This window comes from Alkalihalobacillus sp. R86527, from assembly GCF_042466185.1.
In the GTDB taxonomy this organism is placed as follows: Bacteria; Bacillota; Bacilli; order Bacillales; family Guptibacillaceae; genus Guptibacillus.
This window is the reverse complement of sequence record NZ_JAXHBW010000001.1, coordinates 3,048,293-3,074,013: the sequence shown is the minus strand read 5'-3', so window position 1 is coordinate 3,074,013 and position 25,721 is coordinate 3,048,293. Positions and strand designations below refer to the sequence as shown.

Annotated in this window: 31 protein-coding genes, 2 pseudogenes and 1 riboswitch; of the genes and pseudogenes, 24 read left to right on the top strand and 9 right to left on the bottom strand. The window is 41.5% G+C overall.

All coding sequences use genetic code 11. The features are described 5' to 3' along the window. Positions 1 to 26: 26 nt before the first annotated feature. The 10 genes from SJY16_RS16020 (at position 27) to SJY16_RS15975 (ending at position 6,998) form a co-directional block, all read left to right on the top strand. The gene (locus SJY16_RS16020) at positions 27 to 278 is read left to right on the top strand and encodes a hypothetical protein (RefSeq protein WP_377890716.1); all 252 of its coding nucleotides are present in this window, start codon (positions 27 to 29) and stop codon (positions 276 to 278) included. 16 nt (positions 279 to 294) lie between these two features. Beyond that, positions 295 to 939, top strand: a complete 645-nt coding sequence (locus SJY16_RS16015; protein WP_377890715.1) for a DUF3267 domain-containing protein — start codon at positions 295 to 297, stop codon at positions 937 to 939. Between the two features lie 65 nt (positions 940 to 1,004). Next, positions 1,005 to 1,421, top strand: coding sequence for a DUF2306 domain-containing protein (locus tag SJY16_RS16010; RefSeq protein WP_377892296.1), 417 nt, complete (start codon positions 1,005 to 1,007; stop codon positions 1,419 to 1,421). Positions 1,422 to 1,565: 144 nt separating this feature from the next. Then, positions 1,566 to 2,039: a divergent PAP2 family protein gene (locus tag SJY16_RS16005; RefSeq protein ID WP_224883230.1), complete on the top strand. Its 474-nt coding sequence runs from the start codon at positions 1,566 to 1,568 to the stop codon at positions 2,037 to 2,039. 57 nt (positions 2,040 to 2,096) lie between these two features. Further along, positions 2,097 to 2,480 (top strand): VOC family protein, encoded by a 384-nt coding sequence (locus SJY16_RS16000; RefSeq protein ID WP_377890714.1) that lies wholly within the window; start codon positions 2,097 to 2,099, stop codon positions 2,478 to 2,480. A gap of 151 nt (positions 2,481 to 2,631) precedes the next feature. Continuing rightward, positions 2,632 to 3,147, top strand: a complete 516-nt coding sequence (locus SJY16_RS15995; protein WP_377890712.1) for a GNAT family N-acetyltransferase — start codon at positions 2,632 to 2,634, stop codon at positions 3,145 to 3,147. 168 nt (positions 3,148 to 3,315) lie between these two features. After that, complete coding sequence (locus SJY16_RS15990; RefSeq protein WP_377890710.1) at positions 3,316 to 4,632, top strand: ATP-binding protein; 1,317 nt, start codon at positions 3,316 to 3,318, stop codon at positions 4,630 to 4,632. A 71-nt stretch (positions 4,633 to 4,703) separates the two neighbouring features. Next, entirely contained in the window at positions 4,704 to 4,907 is a 204-nt protein-coding gene (locus tag SJY16_RS15985) for a PspC domain-containing protein (RefSeq protein ID WP_377890708.1), read from the top strand. A gap of 409 nt (positions 4,908 to 5,316) precedes the next feature. Next, a complete protein-coding gene (locus SJY16_RS15980) occupies positions 5,317 to 5,997 on the top strand; it encodes an HAD family hydrolase (protein ID WP_377890706.1) in 681 nt (226 codons plus the stop codon). Between the two features lie 230 nt (positions 5,998 to 6,227). Next, complete coding sequence (locus SJY16_RS15975) at positions 6,228 to 6,998, top strand: SDR family oxidoreductase (RefSeq protein WP_377890704.1); 771 nt, start codon at positions 6,228 to 6,230, stop codon at positions 6,996 to 6,998. 41 nt (positions 6,999 to 7,039) lie between these two features. On the opposite strand, the gene SJY16_RS15970 is transcribed toward SJY16_RS15975, so the two are convergent. Both SJY16_RS15970 and SJY16_RS15965 read right to left on the bottom strand, forming a co-directional pair. Further along, entirely contained in the window at positions 7,040 to 7,630 is a 591-nt protein-coding gene (locus SJY16_RS15970) for a hypothetical protein (RefSeq protein WP_377890702.1), read from the bottom strand. Positions 7,631 to 7,701: 71 nt separating this feature from the next. Then, a complete protein-coding gene (locus SJY16_RS15965) occupies positions 7,702 to 8,289 on the bottom strand; it encodes an LPXTG cell wall anchor domain-containing protein (protein WP_377890700.1) in 588 nt (195 codons plus the stop codon). Positions 8,290 to 8,552: 263 nt separating this feature from the next. Between SJY16_RS15965 and SJY16_RS15960 the strand changes: the two genes are divergently transcribed. Beyond that, positions 8,553 to 10,070 carry a BCCT family transporter gene (locus SJY16_RS15960; protein ID WP_377890699.1) on the top strand — a complete coding sequence of 506 codons (1,518 nt, stop codon included), beginning with the start codon at positions 8,553 to 8,555 and terminating at the stop codon, positions 10,068 to 10,070. A 62-nt stretch (positions 10,071 to 10,132) separates the two neighbouring features. Here the strand turns inward: SJY16_RS15960 and SJY16_RS15955 are convergent, their stop codons facing one another. Both SJY16_RS15955 and SJY16_RS15950 read right to left on the bottom strand, forming a co-directional pair. Continuing rightward, the gene (locus SJY16_RS15955) at positions 10,133 to 10,768 is read right to left on the bottom strand and encodes an LPXTG cell wall anchor domain-containing protein (RefSeq protein ID WP_377890697.1); all 636 of its coding nucleotides are present in this window, start codon (positions 10,766 to 10,768) and stop codon (positions 10,133 to 10,135) included. Positions 10,769 to 10,981: 213 nt separating this feature from the next. Continuing rightward, a complete protein-coding gene (locus SJY16_RS15950) occupies positions 10,982 to 12,274 on the bottom strand; it encodes an NCS2 family permease (protein ID WP_377892293.1) in 1,293 nt (430 codons plus the stop codon). A gap of 71 nt (positions 12,275 to 12,345) precedes the next feature. Next, positions 12,346 to 12,446: riboswitch (purine riboswitch) on the bottom strand. Positions 12,447 to 12,760: 314 nt separating this feature from the next. Here SJY16_RS15950 and SJY16_RS15945 point away from each other — a divergent pair. The 3 genes from SJY16_RS15945 to SJY16_RS15935 all read left to right on the top strand — a co-directional run bounded on the left by SJY16_RS15945 (position 12,761) and on the right by SJY16_RS15935 (position 14,037). Further along, positions 12,761 to 13,393 (top strand): LPXTG cell wall anchor domain-containing protein, encoded by a 633-nt coding sequence (locus SJY16_RS15945; protein ID WP_377890695.1) that lies wholly within the window; start codon positions 12,761 to 12,763, stop codon positions 13,391 to 13,393. A gap of 173 nt (positions 13,394 to 13,566) precedes the next feature. Continuing rightward, positions 13,567 to 13,725: an aspartyl-phosphate phosphatase Spo0E family protein gene (locus tag SJY16_RS15940; protein ID WP_377890694.1), complete on the top strand. Its 159-nt coding sequence runs from the start codon at positions 13,567 to 13,569 to the stop codon at positions 13,723 to 13,725. A 24-nt stretch (positions 13,726 to 13,749) separates the two neighbouring features. Further along, positions 13,750 to 14,037 carry a hypothetical protein gene (locus SJY16_RS15935; protein ID WP_377890692.1) on the top strand — a complete coding sequence of 96 codons (288 nt, stop codon included), beginning with the start codon at positions 13,750 to 13,752 and terminating at the stop codon, positions 14,035 to 14,037. A gap of 39 nt (positions 14,038 to 14,076) precedes the next feature. Here SJY16_RS15935 and glnA read toward each other — a convergent pair whose 3' ends face one another. After that, positions 14,077 to 15,399 (bottom strand): type I glutamate--ammonia ligase, encoded by a 1,323-nt coding sequence (glnA, locus tag SJY16_RS15930; protein WP_377890690.1) that lies wholly within the window; start codon positions 15,397 to 15,399, stop codon positions 14,077 to 14,079. 274 nt (positions 15,400 to 15,673) lie between these two features. On the opposite strand from glnA, the gene SJY16_RS15925 reads away from it, so the two are divergent. The 5 genes from SJY16_RS15925 to SJY16_RS15905 all read left to right on the top strand — a co-directional run bounded on the left by SJY16_RS15925 (position 15,674) and on the right by SJY16_RS15905 (position 19,176). Next, positions 15,674 to 16,453, top strand: coding sequence for a GNAT family N-acetyltransferase (locus SJY16_RS15925; RefSeq protein ID WP_377890688.1), 780 nt, complete (start codon positions 15,674 to 15,676; stop codon positions 16,451 to 16,453). Further along, positions 16,446 to 16,868, top strand: coding sequence for a GNAT family N-acetyltransferase (locus tag SJY16_RS15920; RefSeq protein WP_377890687.1), 423 nt, complete (start codon positions 16,446 to 16,448; stop codon positions 16,866 to 16,868). The genes SJY16_RS15925 and SJY16_RS15920 overlap by 8 nt, the downstream gene beginning before the upstream one ends. Before the next feature lie 58 nt (positions 16,869 to 16,926). Beyond that, positions 16,927 to 17,430, top strand: coding sequence for a DUF1648 domain-containing protein (locus SJY16_RS15915; RefSeq protein ID WP_377890686.1), 504 nt, complete (start codon positions 16,927 to 16,929; stop codon positions 17,428 to 17,430). A 141-nt stretch (positions 17,431 to 17,571) separates the two neighbouring features. Then, the gene (locus SJY16_RS15910; protein WP_377890685.1) at positions 17,572 to 18,525 is read left to right on the top strand and encodes a ribose-phosphate diphosphokinase; all 954 of its coding nucleotides are present in this window, start codon (positions 17,572 to 17,574) and stop codon (positions 18,523 to 18,525) included. Between the two features lie 108 nt (positions 18,526 to 18,633). Beyond that, on the top strand, positions 18,634 to 19,176 hold the full coding sequence (locus tag SJY16_RS15905) for a FixH family protein (RefSeq protein ID WP_377890684.1): 543 nt from the start codon (positions 18,634 to 18,636) through the stop codon (positions 19,174 to 19,176). Between the two features lie 82 nt (positions 19,177 to 19,258). Here the strand turns inward: SJY16_RS15905 and SJY16_RS15900 are convergent, their stop codons facing one another. The 4 genes from SJY16_RS15900 to SJY16_RS15885 form a co-directional block, all read right to left on the bottom strand. Then, positions 19,259 to 20,005, bottom strand: coding sequence for a Cof-type HAD-IIB family hydrolase (locus SJY16_RS15900; protein ID WP_377890682.1), 747 nt, complete (start codon positions 20,003 to 20,005; stop codon positions 19,259 to 19,261). A gap of 207 nt (positions 20,006 to 20,212) precedes the next feature. Continuing rightward, complete coding sequence (locus SJY16_RS15895) at positions 20,213 to 21,130, bottom strand: ABC transporter ATP-binding protein (protein WP_377890680.1); 918 nt, start codon at positions 21,128 to 21,130, stop codon at positions 20,213 to 20,215. Next, positions 21,130 to 21,819, bottom strand: coding sequence for an ABC transporter permease (locus tag SJY16_RS15890; protein ID WP_377890678.1), 690 nt, complete (start codon positions 21,817 to 21,819; stop codon positions 21,130 to 21,132). The genes SJY16_RS15895 and SJY16_RS15890 overlap by 1 nt, the downstream gene beginning before the upstream one ends. A gap of 592 nt (positions 21,820 to 22,411) precedes the next feature. Then, a complete protein-coding gene (locus tag SJY16_RS15885) occupies positions 22,412 to 22,654 on the bottom strand; it encodes a hypothetical protein (RefSeq protein WP_377890676.1) in 243 nt (80 codons plus the stop codon). Positions 22,655 to 22,840: 186 nt separating this feature from the next. Here SJY16_RS15885 and SJY16_RS15880 point away from each other — a divergent pair. The 5 genes and pseudogenes from SJY16_RS15880 (at position 22,841) to SJY16_RS15860 (ending at position 25,720) form a co-directional block, all read left to right on the top strand. Beyond that, a pseudogene (locus SJY16_RS15880) lies at positions 22,841 to 23,603 on the top strand (AAA family ATPase). Between the two features lie 375 nt (positions 23,604 to 23,978). After that, positions 23,979 to 24,362: pseudogene (locus tag SJY16_RS15875) on the top strand (acyl-CoA thioesterase); the annotation flags it as partial. A gap of 171 nt (positions 24,363 to 24,533) precedes the next feature. Continuing rightward, positions 24,534 to 24,917 (top strand): cupin, encoded by a 384-nt coding sequence (locus tag SJY16_RS15870; RefSeq protein ID WP_377890674.1) that lies wholly within the window; start codon positions 24,534 to 24,536, stop codon positions 24,915 to 24,917. Beyond that, on the top strand, positions 24,901 to 25,401 hold the full coding sequence (locus SJY16_RS15865; protein WP_377890672.1) for a DUF4825 domain-containing protein: 501 nt from the start codon (positions 24,901 to 24,903) through the stop codon (positions 25,399 to 25,401). The genes SJY16_RS15870 and SJY16_RS15865 overlap by 17 nt, the downstream gene beginning before the upstream one ends. Beyond that, a complete protein-coding gene (locus tag SJY16_RS15860) occupies positions 25,385 to 25,720 on the top strand; it encodes an HIT domain-containing protein (protein ID WP_377890670.1) in 336 nt (111 codons plus the stop codon). Before SJY16_RS15865 ends, SJY16_RS15860 begins: the two co-directional genes overlap by 17 nt. Position 25,721 lies beyond the last annotated feature (1 nt).

Below are 25,721 nucleotides of genomic sequence, written 5' to 3'. Positions count from 1 at the left end.
TGTCTTTTTTTCACCAAAAAAAGGAAATGAGTAGTAAAAAGCGAATGGGTGTAGTGGCGTCTTTTGAAGAGGTGACAGACTTTAAAGAGAAAGGAAGCGTAAGCAATATGAAAAGAGTGTCTTTACTAGGAAAAATAAACGTATTTCTTGGACTAGTGTTTCTTCTTGCTGGTCTTACGTTAGTCTTCTTGGATCGCGCAACATCGTCGATTATGATTGCCTTTATCGCACTTGGAATCGCTCTAATTCTATCATCGGCGTTTTTAGAAAAGGAGTAGGCAATGGGAGGATACGATGAAATTTCAAAGTAAGGTTCCTAAGGGCGATGATCATGTTCATAACGAATTAGTAACGTCCGGATGGACTCCGTTAAAAGAACCGCGGAATCCTACGCAAGCGATTCTGTTCTCGATACCCATGATGATCATGACGGCATTGTTGAGTGCGCTAGTCATCATGACGGTTTCTTCGCTCTCGTTACGAGAGTTCGGGATCACTGCAAGCTCCATCACTTTTACGCTTCACACAGGTTTTCTAATCGGTATCGTGCTGCTTCTGATCATTCATGAGCTCTTTCATTTAGTGTTCATCCCAAACGTTATGAAATCAGATAAAACCGTTGTTGGGGTAACAGCTTTTGGAGGTTTTGTTGTAAGTGAAGAACGTATATCAAAAGGCCGGTACATCCTGATCACAGTGGCACCTTTTATCCTTCTATCCATTCTCCTGCCACTTGTCCTCAGTGGGTTTGGCTTGTTGACGACAACGATGAAAGTCTTGATTCTACTGAATGCTGCCGCATCTTCAGTGGATCTATTAAGTTTCATACTCCTTGTGAAACAAGTCCCAAACCAATCGACGATCGTAAATAACGGAATGAGAACCTATTGGCTGAAAAACGTGAGGAGTGAAATCGAAAAGAGTGGAGAGGGTTTTTAGTGGGCGTTTTGTTAGGTATACATATTTTAGCGGGATCAATTTGTTTGATCAGCGGTGTGTTTGCGATGGCGTTCAAGAAACGAAAGGGGAAGCACACGAATGTTGGTCAACTCTATCATGCGTCATACGTGGCGGTGTTTCTTACAGCCGTTCTCATGGCGATCATTCACTGGCAAGAAAGTCAGTATCTTTTCTATATCGCATTGTTTTCATATGGACTTGCTTTACTAGGGTTCCTATCTGTGAAAAAGAAAAAGTCAAAGAAATGGTTAACGCTCCACATCGGCGGAATGCTAGGTTCCTATATTGGTATCGTAACGGCGACTCTAGTCGTCAATGTGTCCAAGATTCCAGTTCTGAACGAGCTTCCGACCATCTACTACTGGTTTCTACCAACCATCATCGGTACGCCTATCATCCGAGTAGTTGGACAGAAATATAGAAGGAAGAAACCTTCAAAGAAAGTTGTGAAAGCAGGGTAGTGGTATGTGTGATGATTCATTTTGTATGAAAATACCTGTAAACATCACGAGTTAATGTTAGGGAATCTAGAATCTACCGAATAAAACCATTCTACTTAGGGTATTGGGAATAAAAGAATGATAGCTTAAGTGGAGGTTGAAAAGATGCAGAAAATGAATCGAGGAATATTAACAGCGGTATCCTCAATTGCGATTGCACAAGGATTGAAGATCCTTACGTACAAACGGTTAACGGGAGAATGGGATGTGAAACAAGTTGCAACTACTGGTGGAATGCCAAGCTCTCACTCAGCAGGGGTGTCGGCGCTCGCGACGTATATCGCTTCGAACAAAGGGTCACGTCATACAGAAACCGCTCTAGCAGCCATTTTTGGCGTAATCGTCATGTATGATGCTCAAGGAATCCGCAGGCATACCGGTGAGATCGCTCAACTTGTGAATGATCTCGAAGATAATATTGCAGAAATATCAAGTTCAGGTCAATTTGCTAGCTTTGAATTTGTTGAAAGAGAAAAGGAATTGAAAGAACTTCTAGGCCATCAGCCTGTTGAGGTTCTTGGCGGTGCCATCCTTGGTGCAGCCCTAGGTTTCTTTTCTGCAAAGTTAGAGAATAAATAGGTGAGAAAGACGCTTACCGAGGGTAGGCGTCCCCGCTTTCACATCGACACAAGGAGGATGAATGATATGATCAGTCCAATCGCAAACAAAGTACATACGATTTTTGTTCATGTCACTGATTTAGAGCGCTCTGTGTTGTGGTATACGAAGCTATTGGGGCAAGAGGTCGACTTAGAAGATGTTTGTGAGCCCGTTTATAACCTAAAGATCGACCATCATACTGGGGTTGTACTCGATGCTGGACCTGAAGGAGAACGGAAACAGGTCGATCCTTCTAAGCATCCTATCTTTAATTTCCATACTGATGATATTCATCAGGCGTATACGTACGTAAAAAAACTCGGATATAAAATTGTATCCGAGCCTATCCATTTCGATGATCTTTCCTTTTTCACAGTTGAAGATCCAGATGGAAACGTTGTGATGGTTTGTACGGGGTGAAGGATTAGATAATTGAATAAGACAAGGGAACTTCAGCTCATGGAGTTCCTTTTTTAGTGCGCTATTGCATTTCTCTCCATGCAAACATGAATTTAGTCAAACGAGGCATAGTATAAAGAAAGACTTTTCCTCTCAAAAGGAGAGTGATGGTATGAAGAATATCATTCTTACAACAGATCGACTCGTGCTGAGAGAAATGTACCGTGATGATGTCGAATCTCTCTTGGAAATGTTTCAGGATCCTGACGTGATGAGGTATTATTCAGGCTTGAAAAATCGTGAAGAAACCATAAAGTGGATTGAATGGACAAGAGAGAATTATGGTAAGTATGGTGTTGGGCTTTGGATCGTTGAAGAAAAGAGTACGGGTGTTTGCCTAGGACAATGTGGTCTTGTTCTACAAAAAGTCGAAGGTAATATGGAAGTTGAAATTGGCTATTTATTTATGAAAAGGTATTGGGGAAAAGGCTTTGCTGTAGAAGCTGCACAAGCTTGTAAAACATACTGGTTTCAGAAGATGAAAGGCGATCGGCTAATCTCCCTTATTGATCCACTCAACGACCGTTCAGTGAAAGTTGCAAAGGGTCTCGGGATGAATTATGAAAAAAGAGTAACGAAATGGGAGAAGGAATTGGATGTTTACGCGTGTTATCGGAAATATGCTTAAATTGGGTGAAATGGTAAGTGCTGTCTGAAAGGAGATTCTTTTGCACTAAAGATGAAAAGGGGACTATTATACTCTTTTGAAAACTTTTATAAACGATGTATTAGTAAAAGAGGAATGGGACTTTAGGGGCAGAATCTATAGTAGTGGAAACCTAATAAATCTAATTGTGTGGTGAAACCATTGCTATTGACGGCTAAGAGCGTGCTATTAAATCTTTTGGTGGTTTTTGCCCCGTTGAGCATTATACAGATATTCTATCTCCTGCAACATACAAACTTTTTGAAACGATCTTCGAAATGGATCCTCACGATATTTCCAGGCATATCGATCATCTTTTGTATGATGTATCCTATTATATTCAATGATGAATTTATTTTGGATTTACGGAGGATTCCGTTTATCTTGGGAGGGTTATATGGTGGGCATTGGGTTGCGTTCGGATATTTGATCGTTACACTCGGGTTTCGCTATTCGCTGGGTGGATCTGGTTTTATTCCGACACTTATCTTTTTTGGCGGCATCGCAATCATCATTTCTTTCTTATCTCCTAAATTCAAGAAACTTAGCTTAAAACATAAACTTCTATTAGCTGCTTTGATCGATAGTGTTGTAGGGTGGGCTTCAACTGGGTTTTCCCTTGCATTCTTTGATACTGGAATATCTACAGAGGTATGGTTCATGTTCAACATTGCGTCTGTTCTTGGAATCGTTATAGCCATTCTCGTCTATGAAGTGTTCATCAAGCAGTTCAACTTATTGAATTCAGTTATGGAAGGACAGAAGTTAAAGGTCGCGAGCCATCTTGCTGCGAGTATTTCTCATGAGGTGAGAAATCCATTGACCGTAAGCAGAGGGTTCCTCCAACTGATCGATAGTGATGTGGACGATAAGAAAACAAAAGGGTACATGGATCTCGCTATTAAAGAAATCGACAGGGCGACAGATATAATAAACGACTACCTGACCTTTGCCAAACCTTACCCAGAAAAGTTCGATGTGATCGAGATCGAAAGAGAGTTAGAATCAAGTCTTAACGTTATCCATCCCTTAGCAACGATGAATGATGTCACTATCAATACGCATGTTGATCTCCCTTCAACGATTATTGAATATGAGAAAAAGAAATTCCAGCAATGCATTATGAATATCTTGAAAAACTCGATCGAGGCAATGCCAGGTGGTGGGACGTTAACGGTCATCGCGAGTAAAAAAGGACGTGAAGTGATCATTTCGATTTCTGATACAGGTATCGGGATGACTAAAGAACAGCTCTCACGTATCGGCGAACCATTTTTTACAACGAAAGAAAAAGGGACAGGCCTCGGCATGATGGTCACCCATAGTATCATTAGTGCGATGGAAGGTCATCTTAGGTTCGAAAGTAAAGTAGGAAAAGGCACTACCGTTACGATCTCCCTTCATGTTAAAGAAGCTTCTTCAAATCATTTGGTTCGTGAAGAGGAGACGAAGGCAGATATCTCGTAGCCATTATGAAACCTTTTCCTAATGGGAAACGTAAAGAGAGACAAGTACCTAAAAGAAAGGTGGATGTTCGTATGAAAAAGAAGTTATATAAGTCGACACAAGACCGGAAGCTATCTGGTGTGCTAGGTGGACTAAGCGAGGTTTGGAACATCGATGCAAGTTTGTTACGAATCATTTTTATCGTACTGACCCTTCTCATGGTTGGTGTCCCGATGATTATCGTTTATGTGGCAGCAGCACTCATCTTGCCAGATGATAAGGATGTTTGGGAGTAAGGTGAAGACAGTGGTCTTCACTTTTTTTTGTAGAGAAACTTGATTAATATGTTCCCTATGCCGTAGCAATCAATCAAAGCAAACTTTCCTACTCATTCTGATTAAGTAGCCCTCTGTTTTATTTTCCTAAAAGTAATTTGTGTTTTAATGGCTTTTCTTGTTTTCAAAACCACATATTAATGCTGATTGGAGCGGAAGGATGCTCGACTCCAGCGGGACGTGCGGGACAGGTGAGACCCCACAGGAGCGTTTTGAAAGCGACGAGGAGACTCACCGCCCGCCCCGCGGAAAGCGAGCATCCTGGAGCGGAAATCGCCTCACTATCCGTGCAGCTGGTCTTTAAGACTTTCTCAACAATCTGAGGTGAAGTCAGTGGTCTTCACCTTTTTCTTTGGAAAGGAGGAAAGACATGATTAAGACAGTTCTATTTGATCTAGATGGAACATTGCTGAATCGTGATGCGTCAGTGAAGGCATTTATTGACGATCAGTATGACAGGTTATCAGACGTAGTGAGTCACATTCCGAAGCAGGAGTATGTTGATCGATTTATTGACCTTGAGCAACGAGGCTACGTCTGGAAGGATAAAGTTTCTCAACAAATGGTTTCAGAATTAGAGTTGAAGAGTGTGACATGGGATGACTTGCTTCACGATTACATAACTGAGTTTCAACATCACTGTGTAGCTTTCCCTAATCTCATCCCTATGTTAGAGGAATTGAAAAAACGTCATATCTCGCTTGGCATGATTACGAATGGATACGGGCAGTTTCAGATGAACAATATAGATGCATTAGGAATTAAAGCGTACTTCGATGCTATTTTCATTTCAGAATGGGAAGGGTTGAGGAAGCCTGATCCGAAATTGTTTCATCGAGCGTTAACAAAGCTTAATGCGTCTAAACAAGAAAGCATGTTTATCGGTGATCATCCTGACAACGATGTTCGTGCAGCTAGCAATCTAGGAATGAAGGCAGTTTGGAAAAGAGATGACCACTCTGAAACGGTAGATGCAGATGGGGTTGTCGATGACTTGATGGATTTGCCAACTCTACTTGATCACTTGAATAACGACCAATCTATTACATGAATAACTAGGGAGCGACGAAAATGAAACCTGTCATACAAAAGTGGACGAGATAATTGGATGGATTCAGAAGAAGGAAGAAAACGAGTTTGGGGAGAATACCTAAGAATTCAGCATTACGGAGAGTTAGGTCATATAGCAAGAGTTGAATAAATACTGGGGGATAGGGTGGACGAGAGAACATCAAACATCTCTTAACTAGCTTGATTTAAGCATAAAAAGGAGCGGTTTTTGTGAATAAAGGAATTGCAATCGTAACAGGAGCGAGCCGACCGAAAGGAATTGGTGCGGCGATTTGTCGTGAGCTTGCACTGAAAGGAAATCATGTATTTTTCACTCATCTCACTCCTTATGATCATGCGACAGGATATGAAGATGCTGATCATAAGTGGGCAGAGCGTTTTGCGAGTGAGTTACGTGAAAAAGGTGTAAACGTTGGTCATATGAATCTTGATTTAACCGACCACTACGCCCCTCAGACTCTACTAGACAAAGTTGAAAGTGAGCTTGGGAAACCTACGATTCTCGTTAACAATGCTACGCACTGTGAAGAGGTGAGCTATAAAGAACTCACAGCAGATATTCTCGGTAAACACTGTGCTGTTAACGTGCAGGGAACTTGTATGCTAACAGTGGAATTTGCGAAGAGGTTAGAAGGGACACGTATTGGCGGGCGAATTGTGAATCTAGTATCTGGTCAGGATAAAAGTCCAGTTGGCGGGAACCTTGCTTACATCACGTCAAAGGGCGCGATCTCTGCATTTACTAGATCCCTTGCGACTGAGCTTGCGCCTGAAGAGATCACTGTAAATGCAATCGATCCTGGTCCAACGAACTCAGGTAGCATGGATCAAGAAACGCAAGATTTCCTCAAGAGGAAGTTCCCGACAGGCCGAATCGGTACGCCAGAGGATGCAGCGCGTTTGATCGGGTTTCTAACAAGCTTAGAAGCTAAGTGGGTCACTGGGCAGATTATTCATTCGGATGGTGGGTTTCGTGATTAATAAAGAAAAGGGGTCAGGCACGTGCCTGACCCCTTTTGTTATTATGCCCCTACGCGTCTTCTTGCTACTAGCACAACTGCACCAGCTAGCACTGCACCACTACCGATCACCATCATTGTCGGAAGATTTGTAGCAGTGTCTGGCATTTCTCCGCCAGTGTCCTCCGTCGCACCTTTTTCTACAGTGCGATCAGCGAATTCCCACTTTTCTACTTCATACGTGTAATGGATCGTTAGCGTGTATTCTCCGCGCAGTTCATTTTCACCAGTTTGTGTTAGCTTATAGTTTTGATCATCGATCTGCTCTAAGGTATAGTCTTTGTCCCACATTACTTCAACTGGTGCATCCATCGACTTAAGATAAAGCTTTCCATCTTCTTCTTTAAAATACGTGTCTACGTAATAGCGTGCAGCTTCCGGAAGCATAAGTTGATTAAATTCCTGTTCAAGACGATCTTTCGAGTCATAGTTTTTCACAATGCCGTCTTCATTGGTTTCTTGATGAATGAGCTCATGAAACTTCTGCTCCATTTCCTTTATAGGCGGCTCACCGTGATTGTCAGCAAACACAGGCGTGTTCATTCCCATAAAGACAAGACCAGCAACTACGAGTGCAGAAAGAAAGCGATACAATTTAGAACCTCCTTAATCATTTTATATTCTTTCACGGTTGTATCAAACCGCTTATCACATTGGATGTATAATTAAGCGTTTACACGTTTTCTTGCAATGAGCAACAGTCCGCCTGCTAACATGACTGTACTACCTAAAGCCATCGTAAGTGGCAAGTTCGTTGCAGTGTCTGGCATTTCGCCACCAGATGAGTCATTTGCAACATGATTCATTCGATCAGCAAATACCCATTTCCCAGCTTCATATTTATAGTGAATCGTTAACGTATATTCACCGCGCATATTGTTTTCGTTTGGTTGAGTGAGTTTATAGTGATTTTCATTGATTTTCTCGAGGGTGTAATCTTTGTTGTCAAGGAGTCTTACGGGGCCGTCACGTGCGATTTTGATGAGTTTACCATTTCGCTCTTCGAAGAACGTATCAACATAATGATCAGCTAGCGGCCAAACCATTATGCTTTTGAATTCTTGCTCAAGTCGATCAATCGAGTCGTACTTCTTTACTTCGTTCTCCTTGTTTGTTTCAAGCTCGATCAACTGATCGAATTGTTTCTCCAGTTCTTCCACCGGCGGTTTTCCGTGGTCCTCAGCATGAACAGGATTGTTGATGCCTAAGAAGAGTAGACCAACTACTACAAGTGCAGAAATGAATCGAAACAATGTAAAACCTCCTTAAAATTTGTTCCATAATTTATGTTCCGGGATTACTGGGGAGTTAAACGTAAATTTTGTAAAAAAATTAATTTTTGTGATGTTTTTGTAATAGAAGGGGATGCATGTGGTAAATTTTTCTTACGTAAGGTTTTTTGAAATTTTTGTCTTACATAGTAGGTTTTTGGGGTAATAAAGGTGAGGGAGCTAATTCGAAATGATGCTTTTTGTCTTACAAAGGTTTAAAAGATACTAATTATGAGGTGAATTTATTGAAGAACGTTACGTCGGTTTTTTGGTATGGATTATTGATTTGTGGACTCGTCGTCCTATGGGGAGCGGTGGCTCCAACTAATCTAGAAAGTGTCACATCAACCGTGACAGGCTACTTATCAACTCAGTTTGGCTGGTATTATTTATTGATTGTTATGGTTATTTTAGGGTTCTGTATCTATTTAATTTTTTCTCCATTCAAAAACATTAAGCTTGGTGGGAAGAATGAGAAGCCGGAGTTTAGGCTTGCGACATGGTTCGCGATGCTCTTTAGTGCTGGTATGGGAATGGGGATGGTATTCTGGACGACTGCTGAGCCGATCTCGCACGCATTTAAAAGCAGTCCGACTGGGAAAGAGGGGACACCTGAAGCAATTCAGAAGTCTCTTGAGTATGCTTTCTTCCATTGGGGCGTTCACGCCTGGGCCGTTTACGCGCTAGTTGCGCTCGTTCTAGCTTATTTCAAATTCCACAAAGGATATCCAGGGTTAATCAGTGCGACACTTATCCCCCTCTTTGGTAAGAAAAGAATGGAAGGAATGGCAGGAACACTGATCGATACGCTTGCGGTTGTCGCTACAGTCGTTGGGGTAGCTGCAACATTGGGATTTGGAACAGCTCAGATTAATGAAGGATTAGCTTTTCTTTTCGGAACACCAAGTAACTTTGGTATGCAGCTCCTTATCCTGGTCGTTTCGACGATTCTATTTATTGCATCGGCATGGTCAGGGATCAGTAAGGGGATTAAATATTTAAGTAATATCAACATGGGTCTAGGATTTGTATTACTGATCATGTTGCTTATCGTTGGACCAACGCTCTACATCATGAACATGTTCACGAATACAATCGGAGGATACTTTACAAACTTCTTCGATATGAGTTTTAACATGAATCCAAATGATGAAGACAGCCAGTCTTGGGTAAAGAGTTGGACAGTATTTTACTGGGCATGGTGGATTTCATGGTCACCGTTTGTAGGGATCTTCATCGCGAGAATATCACGAGGTCGTACAATAAAAGAATTCATGCTAGGCGTTCTGTTTGTACCTTCCATCGTTTGTTTCATCTTTTTCGCTGTGTTCGGTGTGTCAGCACTTGACCTTCAGCAACAGGGAATCGCGATGATCTCGGATTATTCTCTTGAAACCGCCACGTTTGCGGTCTTGGAGCAGTATTCACTCGGTACGCTTATGACGTATATAACGCTTTTTGTCATTGCGATTTTCTTCATTACATCAGCGGATTCTGCAACGTTCGTGCTAGGCATGCTCAGCACAACAGGGTCATTGAATCCAGCTGCGCCAGTGAAAATATTATGGGGGCTCAGTCTATCTGCGATGGCAGCCATCATTATTTACTTTGGAGGCACGCAGGGGTTACAGAACATGCTCATCATTGCAGCGTTTCCGTTCTCGCTCGTTATCTTGATGATGGGGTATTCGTTCTTTAAGGCAGCTAAGGCTGAAGTGAAAGGTAATAAACAAGAAGTATCCTACCAATCAAAGGCGGGATGAGCACATAAAGAAAAGCAGCTGGAATTTTCCAGCTGCTTTTTTAATAGTAGTCTTATAGTATATTATGCTTTTGAGCGTCTTCTAGCTAAGAGTAGAAATGCACCTGCAAGCATGATTCCGCCGCCGATCATCATAGATGTTGGAAGGGAAGTTGCTGTGTTTGGTAGTTTGTCGCCAGTTGTGTCTTCGTTAGTAGTGTTTGTTGAGTCATCGCCCGTAGTTTCCTCTTCTACATTATCGAAACGAGATCTGTCTGCAAAAATCCACTTTCCCGATTCGTAGATATAGTCAATTTCTAGTCTGTAAGTCCCGCCATATATCTCTAATTCAGCTGTTTGTAAAAGTTTGTAGTGGTTATCGTCAATTTTTCTTAGTTCATAGTCTACATCACTAAGAAGTTTCGCCTCGGAATCTTGGGGTAAAAACATTAGTCTGCCATCAACTTCTTTAAAGAACGTCTCAACTGTCTTTTTTGCAAGGTCTGGAGTCATGATATTTTCGAAGACCTTCCTCATTTCTGCTAGTGTATCGTAGTCTTTTACATAGTTATTTTCTTCAGTCTCGACGTTAAAAAGATTGGAAAACTGCTCTTCAAGCTCCTCTACAGGTGGCTTTCCATGATCCTCAGCGAGTGCAGGGTTCTGGAAACCAGTGAAAAATAGTGCAGTTACGAGTAGTGCGGCTAGCATTCTTACCATAATAAAACCTCCCAAATTTTTTTGGTGCCGGTTATGTAATAATATTAATCTTTGTAACATTTCTGTAATCTAGCACCTGCCCAATATACTAGCATACTCTAATTTTATAGCAAGTATCTTCCATCAATTTTTCCAGTAATTAGATAATCGGGAGTTTGGTAGCGGTATAATAGTACTATAAATAGAAAAGGGTCAGGCGTGTGCCTGACCCCATTAAAGAAATATAAAGTAGAGTACGAATAATGAACCGAGGGTATACATAATCGGATGGACTTGCTTCCATTCCTTTTGCGCGATCATAGCGAAGGGGTAGAGGATAAAACCGAGTGCGATTCCTGTTGCGACACTGAATGTGAGAGGCATCATGATGATGGTAACGAAAGCTGGAATGACGACTTCTAATCGACTCCAGTCGATGTGTCTCACTTCTGTTGCCATCAACCCACCTACGATGATGAGAGCTGGTGCCGTTACTTCTGGGGTGATGACGCCTAGAATTGGTGAGAAGAAGAGGGCAATAAAGAAACAGATCGAAATGATGACAGAAGTGAAACCCGTTCTTCCTCCAACGGCGACACCTGCCGATGATTCAACGAATGAAGCTGTCGTTGAGGTACCAAAGATTGCACCGATTACACCTGAAGAAGAATCCGCTAACAAAGCACGTCCCGCGTTAGGAATCTGATTGTTTTTCATCATGCCAGCTTGACTTGCTACTGCGATCAAAGCACCGGCCGTATCAAAGAAGGCAACGAATAGGAAGGTGAAGATAACAGCTAGGACCTCTAATGAAAAGATATCGCCAAGGTGCTGAAAAACGACACCGAATGTAGGTTCAAGACTTGGGACGTTTCCAACAACTTTCGTAGGAACATCAACAAGACCAAAGATCATTCCTATAATCGTGGAAATCACAATACCATAGAATATCCCACCACGAATACCACGGACAAGCATCATCAACGTAATAATAAATCCAAATCCAGCAAGAGCAGTGGTCGGTGATGTGAGGTTACCGATCGTAACGAACGTATCATCGTTGCTGACAACGATACCTGCATTTTTAAGTCCTATAAATGCGATGAAGAACCCGATACCAGCTGCAATCGCATATTTCAAATCTTTTGGAATAACATTAATAATTTTTTCGCGTATCTTCAATAAACTTAGAATGACAAAGATAACACTAGCGATGAAAACACCTGTGAGTGCAACCTGCCATTCTATACCCATGCCGATTACGACTGAAAAGGTAAAGAACGAATTGAGTCCCATACTAGGCGCAATGCCGACTGGAAAGTTTGCAAGCAGTCCGATAAGCAGTGAACCAAAGATTGCAGAAAGAGCCGTTGCTGTAAATAACGCGCCTTTATCCATCCCTGCTTCACTCAAAATAATCGGATTAACGACTAAAATATATGCCATTGAAAGAAACGTCGTAACACCTGCTAGTGTTTCTTTCTTAAAAGTTGTATCTCGTTCCGTCAACTGGAAGAAGTTTCTCATCATGCACCCTCCTGAAATTAAATAAAAAAAAGACTTCGGTACGCTACCGAAGCCTGAGCACAAGGAATATGATAAAGTTCACTATTCCCTGTAGACAAGCTATTTATGGTAGCTAGTAGAAACGCTCAGGCCGTATTCCTGAACTTATACAGAGTATCTGTTGCTTATAAATTTATAGGGAGAATCATACCAACTAAAAAAATATGGGTCAATGACATATAGAGATGTTGCGGAATTCGATATTTTCGAACATCGGAAAAGGACGTCCCTTGTATGGGGATTGGGAGAAAAGCTGAATTGCCAGATTCTCTTTTTATTTTAGATGAAGGGATCAGAGAGAATACTATATTTTACATTTTAATGGTAATTACTTGCATTCATAAAAGACTATGATAGTATACAAGACAGGCGTAAGATTACAGTAATATTACAAATATTAAATTTAATACATAAACGCGCCGAAAAATCTATTCAGGAGGTTTTACAATGGGAAGACTTCTTTCCGCGCTCGTCATTATCACTGGTGTATTATTTATGGGTTTCCAAAACACAGCTTTAGCTCAGGATCACGGAGAGCCCCCAGTAAAGGAGCTAGAAGCGCAATTTAATGAGTTCTTAAAAGTAGAGAATGAAGAAAGCGTACTTATTTCAAAAGGCCATGATACGATGGAGGAGTTGGAGCAGGTTTTTGGCCAAATCATGGTCCCTGAACTTGCAGAAATTTATGTAGATAGCAAATTCAAAGAAGTAGATGGAAAGGTCATGGTCCTACCACAAGATGGTCGCCTCAAAATCGATTTTAATCGGGAGTATGATTTTACAAAAGTGAATGAAAATCATTACAAACTCTCTCAGGCTGCCACAGGCGACCTGTATGAGGGTCGTACGTTAAAAATCGATTATATCTATGAATCTGGTGAATGGATCTTTGGTAACCGTAATGACATCCTTCCAGAAGTGCACGTAGATGGAGATACTGATGAAGGCACTACTGACGAGACAGAAGGCGATCAATTACCTGACACAGCAACCTTTTTCCCGACTTATATCATGGTTGGTGTTGGTGTAATGCTTGTTGGCGCACTTTTACTACTTGCTAGAAAACGCTCAAACGCTTAATAAAGTTAAAAGATTCATAGTGTGAGAGAAGCTGATTTATCAGCTTCTCTTTTTTTGATGGGGTCAGGTACGTACCTGGCCCCATCCTGGCCCCCTTTATCACTACACATTAACAAATAATGGATATTTTATGTTAAAGTAATACTAATGATACTAGGTAAGGAGTTCGGTAGGTGAAGAAGTTAGAGGAAGAAATCTATGAACTACGGATGGCGCTTTATGAAGTTGCATATGAAGCAGAAGCATTTTCAAGTGGTGAAGTTATTGAACTAAGTCAGAAGCTCGATGAGAAGCTTGTGAAGCTCCAAATCGAGATAAATAATGAAACATAAAAGTTCGATGAAAGGAGCGATTGATTGCCGACTTCAGTGCTAGGTAGGATTTGTGCAGTGTCTCTTTTGTTTTATTTGGGTGTGTTTATTGCTTTTATCGTAGGCCTCTATCAAGTAGCTCCACTTGAAGCAATCACTTTAGTGATGAAGGTTGGGTTGTTTGCGGGCTTACCGATTTTTATTATTTCTATCTTTGCAGTTAGAAAAGAAACGTCTTATAACAAGCTTATTCCTGTACTTTCATCGATCATAAGTTTTTTCTCATTATTTGCGACGTTCTTTTTCATGTTTATATGGTCTTTCGGAGGATAAAAAAAATCCGCTCAAAGCTTTGAGCGGATTTTTTTGCTTTTACTTATTCATATACCGTTCAACTTCCCATGAACTTACGTTAAGGGAGTAGTCGAGCCATTCCTTTTCTTTGTCTTCAATATAAGATTTAGATGTGTGCTCACCTAGTGCTTCAATGACAACTTTGTCTTCTCTAAGAGCTTTGATTGCTTCTTTAAGGTTTGTAGGAAGCGTAGGAACGTCATCTGTAGACACTTCGTAAAGGTTACGAGACTCTGGTTCACCTGGATCAAGCTCATCACGAATACCTTCAAGACCTGCATGTAGAACTGCAGCTAGCGTTAGGTATGGGTTCGCAGTTGGATCTGGGTTACGAATTTCGAAACGTGTACCCATGCCACGAGTTGTAGGAACGCGGATCATACAGCTACGGTTAGAGTGAGACCACGCTACACTTACAGGAGCTTCATATCCTGGAACGAGACGCTTGTAAGAGTTCACGTTAGGGTTCGTGATTGCCGCAAGACCGTTCGCATGTTGAAGAATACCAGCCATGAAGTGTTTCATTGTGTCAGAAATACCGTCTTCTTTGTTTTCATCAAAGAATGCACTTTCTCCTTCTGTGAAGAGGGAAAGGTGGCAGTGCATACCAGAACCGTTTTCGCCAGCAAATGGCTTTGGCATAAATGTCGCGTGATAATCATGTCCAGTCGCAACGTCTTTTACAACGCTCTTGAACGTTTGAATGTTGTCAGCTGCTTTTAGCACGCTGTCAAAACGGAAGTTGATTTCATGCTGTCCTTTTGCAACTTCATGGTGAGATGCTTCCATCTCAAAGCCATATTTCTTCAGCGTGCGAACGATATCGCGTCGTACTTGGTCACCTTTGTCTTTTGGTGATGCATCGAAATATCCACCACGGTCATTCATTTTACGGATAGGATAGCCATCTTTATCCAATTGGAACAAGAAGAATTCTGGTTCAGGTCCAACATTTACTGTATATCCTAGATCATCTGCTTCTTTCATAGCTCTTTTTAAAATATAGCGAGGGTCACCTTCGAATGGCTCACCATCGGGAGTGTGAATGTCACAAATAAAGCGAGCGATGCAGTCAGTATCAACCGCTTCAGGAAGTACCTTGAATGTTTCAAGATCAGGGAATAAGTACATGTCACTTTCTTGAATATCAGAAAAGCCGGCGATGGAAGAGCTATCGAACATTGCTTCATTGTTCATAACACTTTCAATTTCTTCAACAGGTAACTCAACATTCTTCGTTTCGCCAAGCATGTCAGTAAACTCTAGTCGAATGAATTCTACGTTTTTTTCTTGAACTTCATCCAAAATCACTTGTTTAATGCTTTCTTTTGTAATCGTCATACATTACCTCACCTTTAAAAAGTTTTTTAACTATTCTTTATTTTACCGATAACCACGAACAAGTGTGGATTTATGTAAGGTATCCTGACATAAAATTTCACCTTGTCTATCAGCTATAGAAATAATTACCCTTATTTGGGAGTCGTAAACCGCTCAATTTTCATTTTTTTATAGAAATGGTTTCCAAATGCTTTCCCAACTTCTTTCGGACAATGATAGTATGTGTAAAAGGACTCTAAATTTGTATTGAAATACAAAATAATTGAGGTGTCATATGGACAAAAATGAATTGAGAACGTTGTTTGATAACGAAATGAGACAAAACGTTACGCCTCCTGGTTTTCGAAGGGAAGAGACCGATCATGTTATTCGTCATGTTTCGTTACATAGTAGTGAAAGTGGATTCATCATTTATGCGGAAGTGACGAGTGAAAATGCAATAAAGGTTATAAAGGGAGAACAAAGCCGTTTTGGAGAATTAAATCAGGGTTTCGAATGGAAAGTATATAGCTACGATGAGCCATCGAACTTGGTAGATCTTCTTCAAGAGGAAGGGTTCGAAAAAGGTGAGAAGGAAGCGCTGATGGTCATCGCGCTAACTGAAGATCATTTTCTATTATCACACGACACGTCAATCGTGAAAGAAATAAGCGATGTAGAAGGAATCAACGCGATCATGAAGCTTGAGGAAACGATTTGGAATGAATCCTTTGCAGATTTAGGTGAACGATTGTGGAGAGATTTTACCGAAACAAATGCTCTCCGTCTTTATGGTATTTATGAAGACGACGAGCTGGTTAGTGCTGCATGGATGTACCTTGAGGGCGAGAACTTCTCTAGTATGTGGGGTGGCTCAACGCTACCTGCGCATCGGAAAAAAGGACATTACACAGCGCTTTTAGCAGCGCGTGCAAAGAAAGCAATGGAATTGGGGCACCCGATCTTAACTGTAGATGCCAGTACGATGAGTGAACCAATTCTGCAAAAATCCGGCTTTGAACGATTAGGGTATTCGTATGGCATGCTGTTTCCTGGAGGAGTTACAAATGATTAAGGAAATGAAGTCAACAGAAGAATTAAAAGAAGCTTTCGTTGTGATGAGAGAATTGCGACCGAATTTAGATGAAGAGACGTATTTAGAGTATGTAAATGAAGCTCGTGAGAAAGGTTCGTATCATCTTTATGCGCTTTATGAAGAAGGAGAGATCGTAGCAGTGATCGGATTCTCCCCGATGATTACTCTCTATTATGGAAGAAGTATCTGGGTGTACGATCTCGTCACACGAAAGGAAGATCGCTCGAAAGGGTATGGAAAGGCGCTCCTTTCCTTTGTAGAGCAGTGGGCGGTGGACGATAACTATACGACCATCGCGCTTTCTTCAGGCATGCAGCGCTATGATGCGCATCGCTTTTATGAAGAGAAGATGTCGTACAATAAAGTGAGCTATGTGTTTAAGAAGGAGCTATAAGGAAACTTCGAAGCCCTCAAATCGTATAGTATGATAGAAAAGAAAAGGAGGGGTTAGGATGGGAAATAGCTCAAGACCCGATATCGATATAGAAAAGCCATTTCTTCATAAGGTTCTAGATATCATTGGGATTACAGCATTGCTGCTTGTCCTCGCTTCTATTGTGATCAATTGGTCTAGCATACCTGAAACAGTGCCACAGCATTTCAATGCAACAGGAGAGCCTGATCGGTGGGGGGACAAGTGGACGATTTTTCTTCTTCCATCCATTGGAGTGATCTTATGGATTGGACTGTCTTTCCTAGAGCGAATACCGCAATCATTTAACTATGTGGTCAAGATTAAAGAAGGAAATGCAGAAAGGCAGTATTACTTTGCCGTTACATTGATTCGCCTCATCAAAAATGAAATCAGTATCTTCTTTGCACTATTGACCCAAATGATTGTTCAGATGTGGAATGGACAGCAAGATGGACTTCAGTTTTGGGTGATTCCCGTATTTCTGGTCATCCTATTTGGGACACTCATTATTTATATCGTGAAATCCATTCAATGGAGATAAGAAAACGAGCATGATTTCCTTTAATTTTTTGAAGAAAGTTAGAAGGGCGCTGTGTTATAGTTGAAGAGAAAATGTTTCCCTTAAATTACGTTTATTGATTGGAAACTTCCTATCGAAAACGAACCATAAAGGAGCTACGCTATGCTACGCCAAGAAAAAGACGTAAAAGTATTTGGTTTGAATTCAAATCCTGAACTTACTGAAGAAGTAGTCAAACTGCTCGGAATTGAGTCAGGGAAGTCTTCCGTTAAGCGCTTTGCCGACGGAGAGATCAATATGAATGTGGAAGAAAGTATTCGCGGATGTGATACATATCTTGTTCAGTCCATCGGTGGATCTGGATCAGGAAACGACTATTTAATGGAGCTTCTCATTATGATCGATGCATTGAAGCGAGCTTCAGCGAAAACGATTAATGTGGTGCTTCCTTATTACGGCTATGCTCGTCAGGATCGCAAAACAGGTCCCAGACAGCCAATCACGGCAAAATTGATCGCTAACATGCTAGAACGATCAGGTGCTACAAGAGTGTTAACGGTAGATCTTCATGCGAATCAGATCGAAGGATTCTTTAACATTCCTGTTGATCAAGTTTCTGGAATTCCAGTTTTGGCGGAGTACTTTGAGAAAAAAGAGCTTGAAGATATCGTAATCGTAGCTCCTGATAACAGCAGCGCGCTACGTGCGCGTAAGCTTGGGTCACTGCTCGATGCTCCAATCGCACTGATCGATCGACGTTCATATGATACAGGCGAACCTTCCACGATCAATGTGATCGGCGATGTTGCTGGAAAAACAGCGATCATTATCGATGATATGATCGATACAGCGAAAAACGTGACGTTCACTTCTCAAATCCTTGAAGAAAACGGTGCGAAAGAAGTGTACGCAACGTTTACACACCCTGTTCTTTCAGGAACAGCAACACAAGAAATCGCCCAATCGAACCTTAAAGAGATCGTGGTAACAAACACGCTTCCTCTACCTAAGGATGAAAACATCGATAAGATTACCGTGCTTTCCATTGCGCCTTTGCTTGCTGAAGCGATTCGAATCGTGCAGGAGAAGCTGTCGATTAGTAAGATTAGAAAATAGGATTGGTTAACAAAGAAGCTGAGCGATCAGCTTCTTTTTTTTGCTTTCAATGATCTAAATGGTGAAGGAAGACGTTAGCTAGTTAAATGAAATCAAGGGGAGATCGAGATGAAGATACTAGCCGTTGTTGGCCTTTCGTTATTTTTAGTATCATGTGGCACAAGTGAAGACGGTGCTAAAGAAACCAATTCATCAGAAATGAATGAGAAGGATAGTGGAACGATGAAGGAAGAGAGTGAGATGAAAGGTTCTGAAGAGAAGAATAGCTCAGTGGGAGACGCAGACAGCGAAGCTGCAGACTCACTTAGTGTTGAGATCATGGAGAAAGAACAAGACGAGGAAGGTCATCATGATTCAGAACTAATGATCATGCTCGAAAAGGCATCTGATCATCCAACTGAACTCACAGCGATGGTACAAATGGAAGACAGCACAGTCGAAGGTGCGAGTGTTCGATTTGAATACTGGAAAGAGGGAGAAGAGAAGCATATTTACACGGATGCTGTAGAGATGAAAGCTGGAGAATACCAGGCGAAAACAGAAATCATGGACGAGGGTACTTATACTATGAAGGTTCACGTTGAAAAAGGGGAAGATCTTCATACGCATAAGCCGTATACACTTGAAGTGAAGACGGAGCAATCATCATAAAATAGCATTAAAAAAGGCAGGGCGAATGGAATCCATTCGCCCTGCCTTTCGACATGTTTCGAGTTAAACCGGGTGGTACCTGTCACTCGTCGTTCATGATGTAGTCGATTGCGTGAGCGACACCATGTTCTGTGTATGATTTCGTAATCCAGTCAGCTTCTTCTTTGACGCGTTCCTGGGCATTGTCCATCGCTACACCGAAGCCTGCTTCGTGAATCATCGCGATATCGTTCATGCTGTCGCCAACAGCCATCACTTCATCCATAGAAAGATCAAGCCACTTACATACTTTGCGAAGAGCTGCTGCCTTGTTCACACCTGCGGGGTTGATTTCCATGTTTGTCAGGCTAGAGTTCGTCACTTCAAGTGCCTCATTACTCATCACTTCATCTAAAATGACCTGACGTACATTATCGTCCTTCACATCGAAGCCGAATTTCAACCAGTCATATTCGTGTAGGTCACGTTCGAATGGTGTGTTTGAATTAAATACACCTTCTGTTGTAGAAGACCAGAACCAAACATCATGCTTTTTCTTAAGGTTCCAAAGGTTTTCAACGATTTCGCTATCGAGGTGCGTACTATCCACAAGGTTGAAATGTTGGTCGAAAATTTGACCACCGTTCACTGTGATCAAGTATGCTGATTCACCTAACTGTTCTGCGATCTCACGGCAGAAAGGAAGAGAGCGACCAGTACTGATCACAACGTGATACCCAGCTTCCTTCGCGCGACGAACAGCGTCCTCATTTTCTTTTGATACTTCGCCATCATGATTGACTAGTGTGCCATCCATATCTAGCGCGATAAGTTTTATATCTTTCTTCATATCATTCACTCCTATCTTTCGCTCACTCTATTCTAATACAAATGGTTCAAAATCTGTAGTCGAATGGTTTTGAAGTCCTAAGAAGTTTATATCTACTAATGATGACTTCATAAATAAACCCTCTGTGAAAGTAGACCAATATAGTTGGTTCTACTTTGAACACAAAGGGTGGGAACACGATTTAAGCTAGATGTCTGCTCATTATATTTACGAAGCTTCTCTACCGAAATCTTTAAAAATATCCTCTAGTGATGCTTCGAACACATCAAACCGATAAATGTCGACGTTTTTCGTAGCGAATGTACGGTGCACTTCAGGGATATGTGCCTCCGTATCCAATAAGATCGAGGTGGATTTCTCAGACCATTCGATTTTGTTCGCAATAGGTTGTAGAATATGCTCAATCGCTTTACGATCTTGTTCGTTGATTTCACTATGCTTGATTGTAATCGAAGTGTCTTGTTGATAATTGTGTCGGAGTGACGCCATATTTCCTTTTGCCTGAATCGTGCCTTTGTTCATGATGGCGATTTGGTCACATAGCTTTTCTACTTCATCAAGGTTGTGAGATGTTAAGAAGACGGTTGTTCCTCGTGCTGCTTCTTCACGAATGAGATCGTGAATCGTTAGAACGGCGTTCGCATCGATACCGGATGTTGGTTCATCTAGGATCAAAAGCTTTGGGTCATTCACAAGTGCCTGAGCAATTCCTAGTTTCTTCTTCATACCAAACGAAAATTTCTTCGCTTTTGTATCGATTGCATCTTGAAGCGCAACGCGTTCAAGAATCGAAGCGTATTCTTCCTTGCTTTTCTTCACGCCAAGAATCTTGCCAAAGAACTGCAGGTGCTGTAGTGCTGTCATATCATCGTAAAGTGTTGAGTAATCAGGCAATACTCCAAGCTTTCTTTGATGTGCAGCATGTGCCTCATTTCCGAAGAGCTTAATCGTTCCGGATGTTGGGCGGATAATGCCTGTCATCATATTGATGAACGTCGATTTCCCTGCGCCGTTTTTTCCAAGAAACCCGAAGATCTCACCGCTATTAACGGATAGATCCACATGATCGACAGCGGTATAGTTACCATATGTTTTAGTTAGTTTACTCGTTTCGATGATCGTCATTAGTAATCCCTCTTTTTACTTAGCAATAGACTTAATCCTAAAAGGACGGATGATAGAAGTGGTATAAAATAAACAAAATTTGTACTTTCTTGTGAGATATAGAAATAAGGCGTTATGTAACTAAACGCAATAAGGACAACCTTTGTTTCTGTAAAAGCCCCCCAGAATCCTAGCAAGGGTAAGGCTATGGAAACGACCATACCGATAAACAGACTCAATCCAGGCTTGCGAATCACACTGGATAAGAAGAGAGCGAGCGTTACAAAGTAAGACATGTAGCACATAGTCTCAATCAATTCCTTTGCATAAAATGCTTTTGCGAATGGAATTAAAAGAATGATAGAAATGAAGAGACAAACGCTCCAAAACAGCATAATACCAAGAAACTTTCCTAACACAATTCTGTTGATCGAAATCTTTGTCACCAAAAACCTCATTGTTCTTGAGTGCGCTTCTCTGTTGACGGTGTCATGAGACAAGCTCATCACAAACAAAGGACCTGCGAGCATTAACAGCCCTGTAAGACCAGCGATATAGGGGCTGTCTAATCCCATCTCGCTTAGCTCACCACTGAAATTGCTCATGAGTTTCGCCGTACCTAACGTTACACCAAGCAGTACCGCGATGATGATGATGGATCTGATACTCTTAAACAAACTTATGAATTCTCTCATACAAATAGCTGCCATGTTAACTGTATCTCCTTGTCTCTTAATTTTTCCATACTCTAAAACCTTAACATATTTTTACAGATGGTAGGTTGGAATTCACAAAGATTAGTAGGGTGAAAATGAGCCTATTTTTAATCAAAAAAGAGAACCCGATTAGGTTCTCTCCAGATTGTCGAGAAAGTCTTAAGGACCATCTGCTACGTTAAGGTGGTGATTTCCGCTCCCTGATGCTCGCTTTCCGCGGGGCGGGCGGTGAGCCTTCTCAGCGCACAAAACCGTTGCGCCTCCGGGGTCTCACCTGTCCCGCACATCCCGCTGGAGTCGAGCATCCTTCCGCTCCAATCTACATTTTCGTGTATGATTACGAGAAAAAACAAAGTTACTAAAACAACGGATAAATAATGAAAGCAGATGCCTGCTTAATCATTAGAGGTCGGAAGGTTTGATTGCAATCCAGTAGGAGTGAATACTGATTGACTCCCGAGAAGGCTCGGGCGGACCTCCTCAGGAAAGCAAGCAGTGTTCTCCTACGGTATAAGGGACTTAATAACCGGGGTTTCCCTCTAAACTGAAGAGAACCCGATTAGGTTCTCTCATTTATCCAATAGTATTAATCATCTTTCTGCTTTCCGAACACTTTCTTGGAAACTCCTTTGATCATTTTCTCCGCCTTTTCAGCTGTTTTTCCCACAGCGTCCGTCCCAGCCTTACTCACATTTTTAACAAAATCAGTGGACGTATCAGATACTTTACCAATAAGGCCGCCTTTTCCACTAACGGACTTTACCATGTTGTTAACAGTATCTGCAGATTTATTCACAAGATCGTTTGCCTGCTTGGAGGTTTTCTTCACCAGGTTTTCATCTTGATTTTTATGCTCAGAGATAGGATCTCCTCCTTCTTATGAAAGTCATTCCTATACCTATGCGTAAACTGGAATGAAGATGTATGAGTGAGATTAAGGTGTGGTGACCGGATTTAGGTGTAGAATGGGTGTACGGTTGGTCTTTAAAATCTTCTGTAGAATCGAGGGGAAGCTATGAAACTAACTTCAGATACGCAGTATATAAAACGTCTCAATTTACAGTCAGATACGATCCCTTCATATGATTCGTTTCCATTTGATCTTCCAGTCATAAGGAAGTTCGAGGAGATATTCTTTCATCCAAATGTTACGTATATCGTCGGGGAGAACGGGATGGGGAAGTCGACATTGCTTGAAGGCATTGCGATCAAGTAAGGATTTAATCCAGAGGGAGGGACGCTTAACTTTAATTTTACTAGTTATGATTCTCACTCGAATGTAGATCGCTATTTACGTTTGGCGAAAGGCGTTTTTCGAGCGAAAGATCATTTCTTCTTTCGAGCCGAAACGTATTATAATTTAGCGACAAACATAGAAGAATTGGACGCCGATCCACTGGCTGGTGCAAAGGTTGTAGATGGTTTTGGGGGGAATCGCTCCATCAACAGTCTCACGGTGAATCCTTTTTCGCGACATTTACGAATAGGTTTCGTGGACAAGGCTTGTATATTCTAGATGAACCTGAGGCGGCACTATCTCCAATAAGGCAATTGTCTATGCTAGCTCGTATCCATGAACTTGTTGAACAAGGCTCTCAATTCATTATCTCCACTCATTCCCCAATCATCATGGCATATCCACACTCGAAAATGATTCAGCTTAGTGACGAAGGAATGGCTGAGACAGAATTAGAGAATTAGAGAATACGGAGCATTATAAGGTGATGAAAGAATTCTTTGATGAGAAAGAGCGGTTGTTGCATCATTTGTTTCAATAAAATCAGGCTTGAGGAGAACGACATGAATGAGTAAAGATAAAGGATTTGGCTACCTATTTGTATATGTTGCCAGCTCTTTTGATAGGGACAGCGGCAATGGCCAGGCATGGTGTATCTCCAACAATCTTTGTTCAAAATAGTTTTATTTGGGTGTTGGGAACGAGCCTAGGGGTTTTTATGCTGCGAAGGGGAAAGGAGTTCGTAAGCAAAAGCCATTCTATCTATTTGATTGTTGCATGATTCATTTTACCTTTTTGGTTTGAAGGATTAGAAGGTGTTCATCGCTGGTTCGCTTTTGGACCAATTACAATATATGTAGCAAGCATGTTTTTACCATTGTTCATCATTCAATTATGGAAGCTGACGTTTCGTTAGGGAGGCAAGGTTCTTGCTTATATCGATGAAATTGCAGCACTTACAGCTATGAAACACTCGAACTGTGTCGTTGTGACAGCTTCGATCGATTCTGTCGACTTTTTATCGTCAGCCAAGGTTGGTGATGCGTTAACGTTAGAAGCATGTGTGACAAGATCGGGACGAACATCGATGGAAGTGTACGTAAAAGTATATGCGGATGATTTGCTTCATGGGAGGAAAGTGATGACGACGGAGTCGTTCTTAACGATGGTAGCGGTCGATGCAGAAGGGAATCCAAAAGCGGTTCCAGGTATTATTCCTGAAACGATCGAAGAGAAGAGGTTGTACGAAACGGCAGCTTCGAGGAAGGAGCACCGGCAGAATCGCTCCGCTTTACGATGAATGTGGATTTACAGTGATTCGATTAAATAGTCAAGTGCCATTGAATGATAGTAGTCCCCCACGTGTTTTTGAACAGTGGGGGGCTTTCTATTTGGGTCATTTTGACAAAAATAAAAGGGAGATCGCTATTAGAATAGAAGTATGTATGGTGCATGATTCAGGAGGGATCCGATGAGACGTTACCGGTTTGATAAACGTGTTGGAAAAGACATTACGAAATTTGATAGTAAGAACGTTGTTATTTCACCAATAATGAGGTTGATCGAAGAAAGCGTTGATGTGATTCAAATTGCGTGTATGCATGTGGAGCAAGATGGATTACTCGGCGGCCATGAAGCGGTTGTGCCACAAATGTTCATCGTGCTAGAGGGAGAAGGCGTCGTGAAAGGGGAAGACCGAATACCACACCGAATTCAGCGCGGGCAGCTTGCGATGTGGGAAGCAGGGGAATGGCACGAGACATCTTCGCAAGATGGACTGACTGCGATTGTAGTCGAATCGGATGAGCTGAAGCCATTTAAGGACTTACAGGAGGTTGATGATGAAGAGAATTAAACTAGTTCTCATCGCCATGCTCATTTTTTTGATCAGTGGATGTGGTTCAGTTGAAAGTTCTGGTGACATCTTTCAATACAACGATTCATACATAGGAGACAACAGTGCAGTAGGAGGAATGTTGCGATTGTTGCCTGGAAGTGAAGAGTTAGATGGCTTTTCTTTACAGACAAAAAGTGAACCATATGGCTTAACCGCTCAATATTCTGGTCGTCATTCTAAAGAAGAGCAAAGGGAAGCGTTACTCTATAATGCTACATTTCTCTTCACGCTCATTCATAATGCTGAGACCGTCTCTGCTGATTATAGTGGTAAGGTGATTTCTGTTACGAGAGATGAGCTAGCCGCATGGTATGGGGAGGACATATTCAGAGCCTCTTCAGAGGAAGAGCTTCTTGACCTTATTCTTCCGAAACTTGAGGATCGTGAGCAAGTGAACGAGTTTTTCGAAAATCAAACAGGAGTGAATGAACGTGATAAATGATTTTTATTGCCAAGAAGTGTTAAGCGGGAAGACAGAAGTTCAAATTGTAAAAGAAACAGAGAATGTTTTAGCTTATTATCATACAAAACCTTTTTATCCGATACATATTGTTGCGATTCCGAAGAAACACATCTCCTCCTTAATCACGCTAGATGATACAGATCATGACCTTCTACTTGAGTTGATGCTTGTCATCAAGGAGGTAGCTCAGAAGGTTACGGAAGACCATGACTCGTGCAAGGTTATTACGAATCTAGGAAACAATCAGGAGTCAAAGCATCTTCATTGGCATGTTGTGTCAGGAAAGGCTCTGGGCTAAT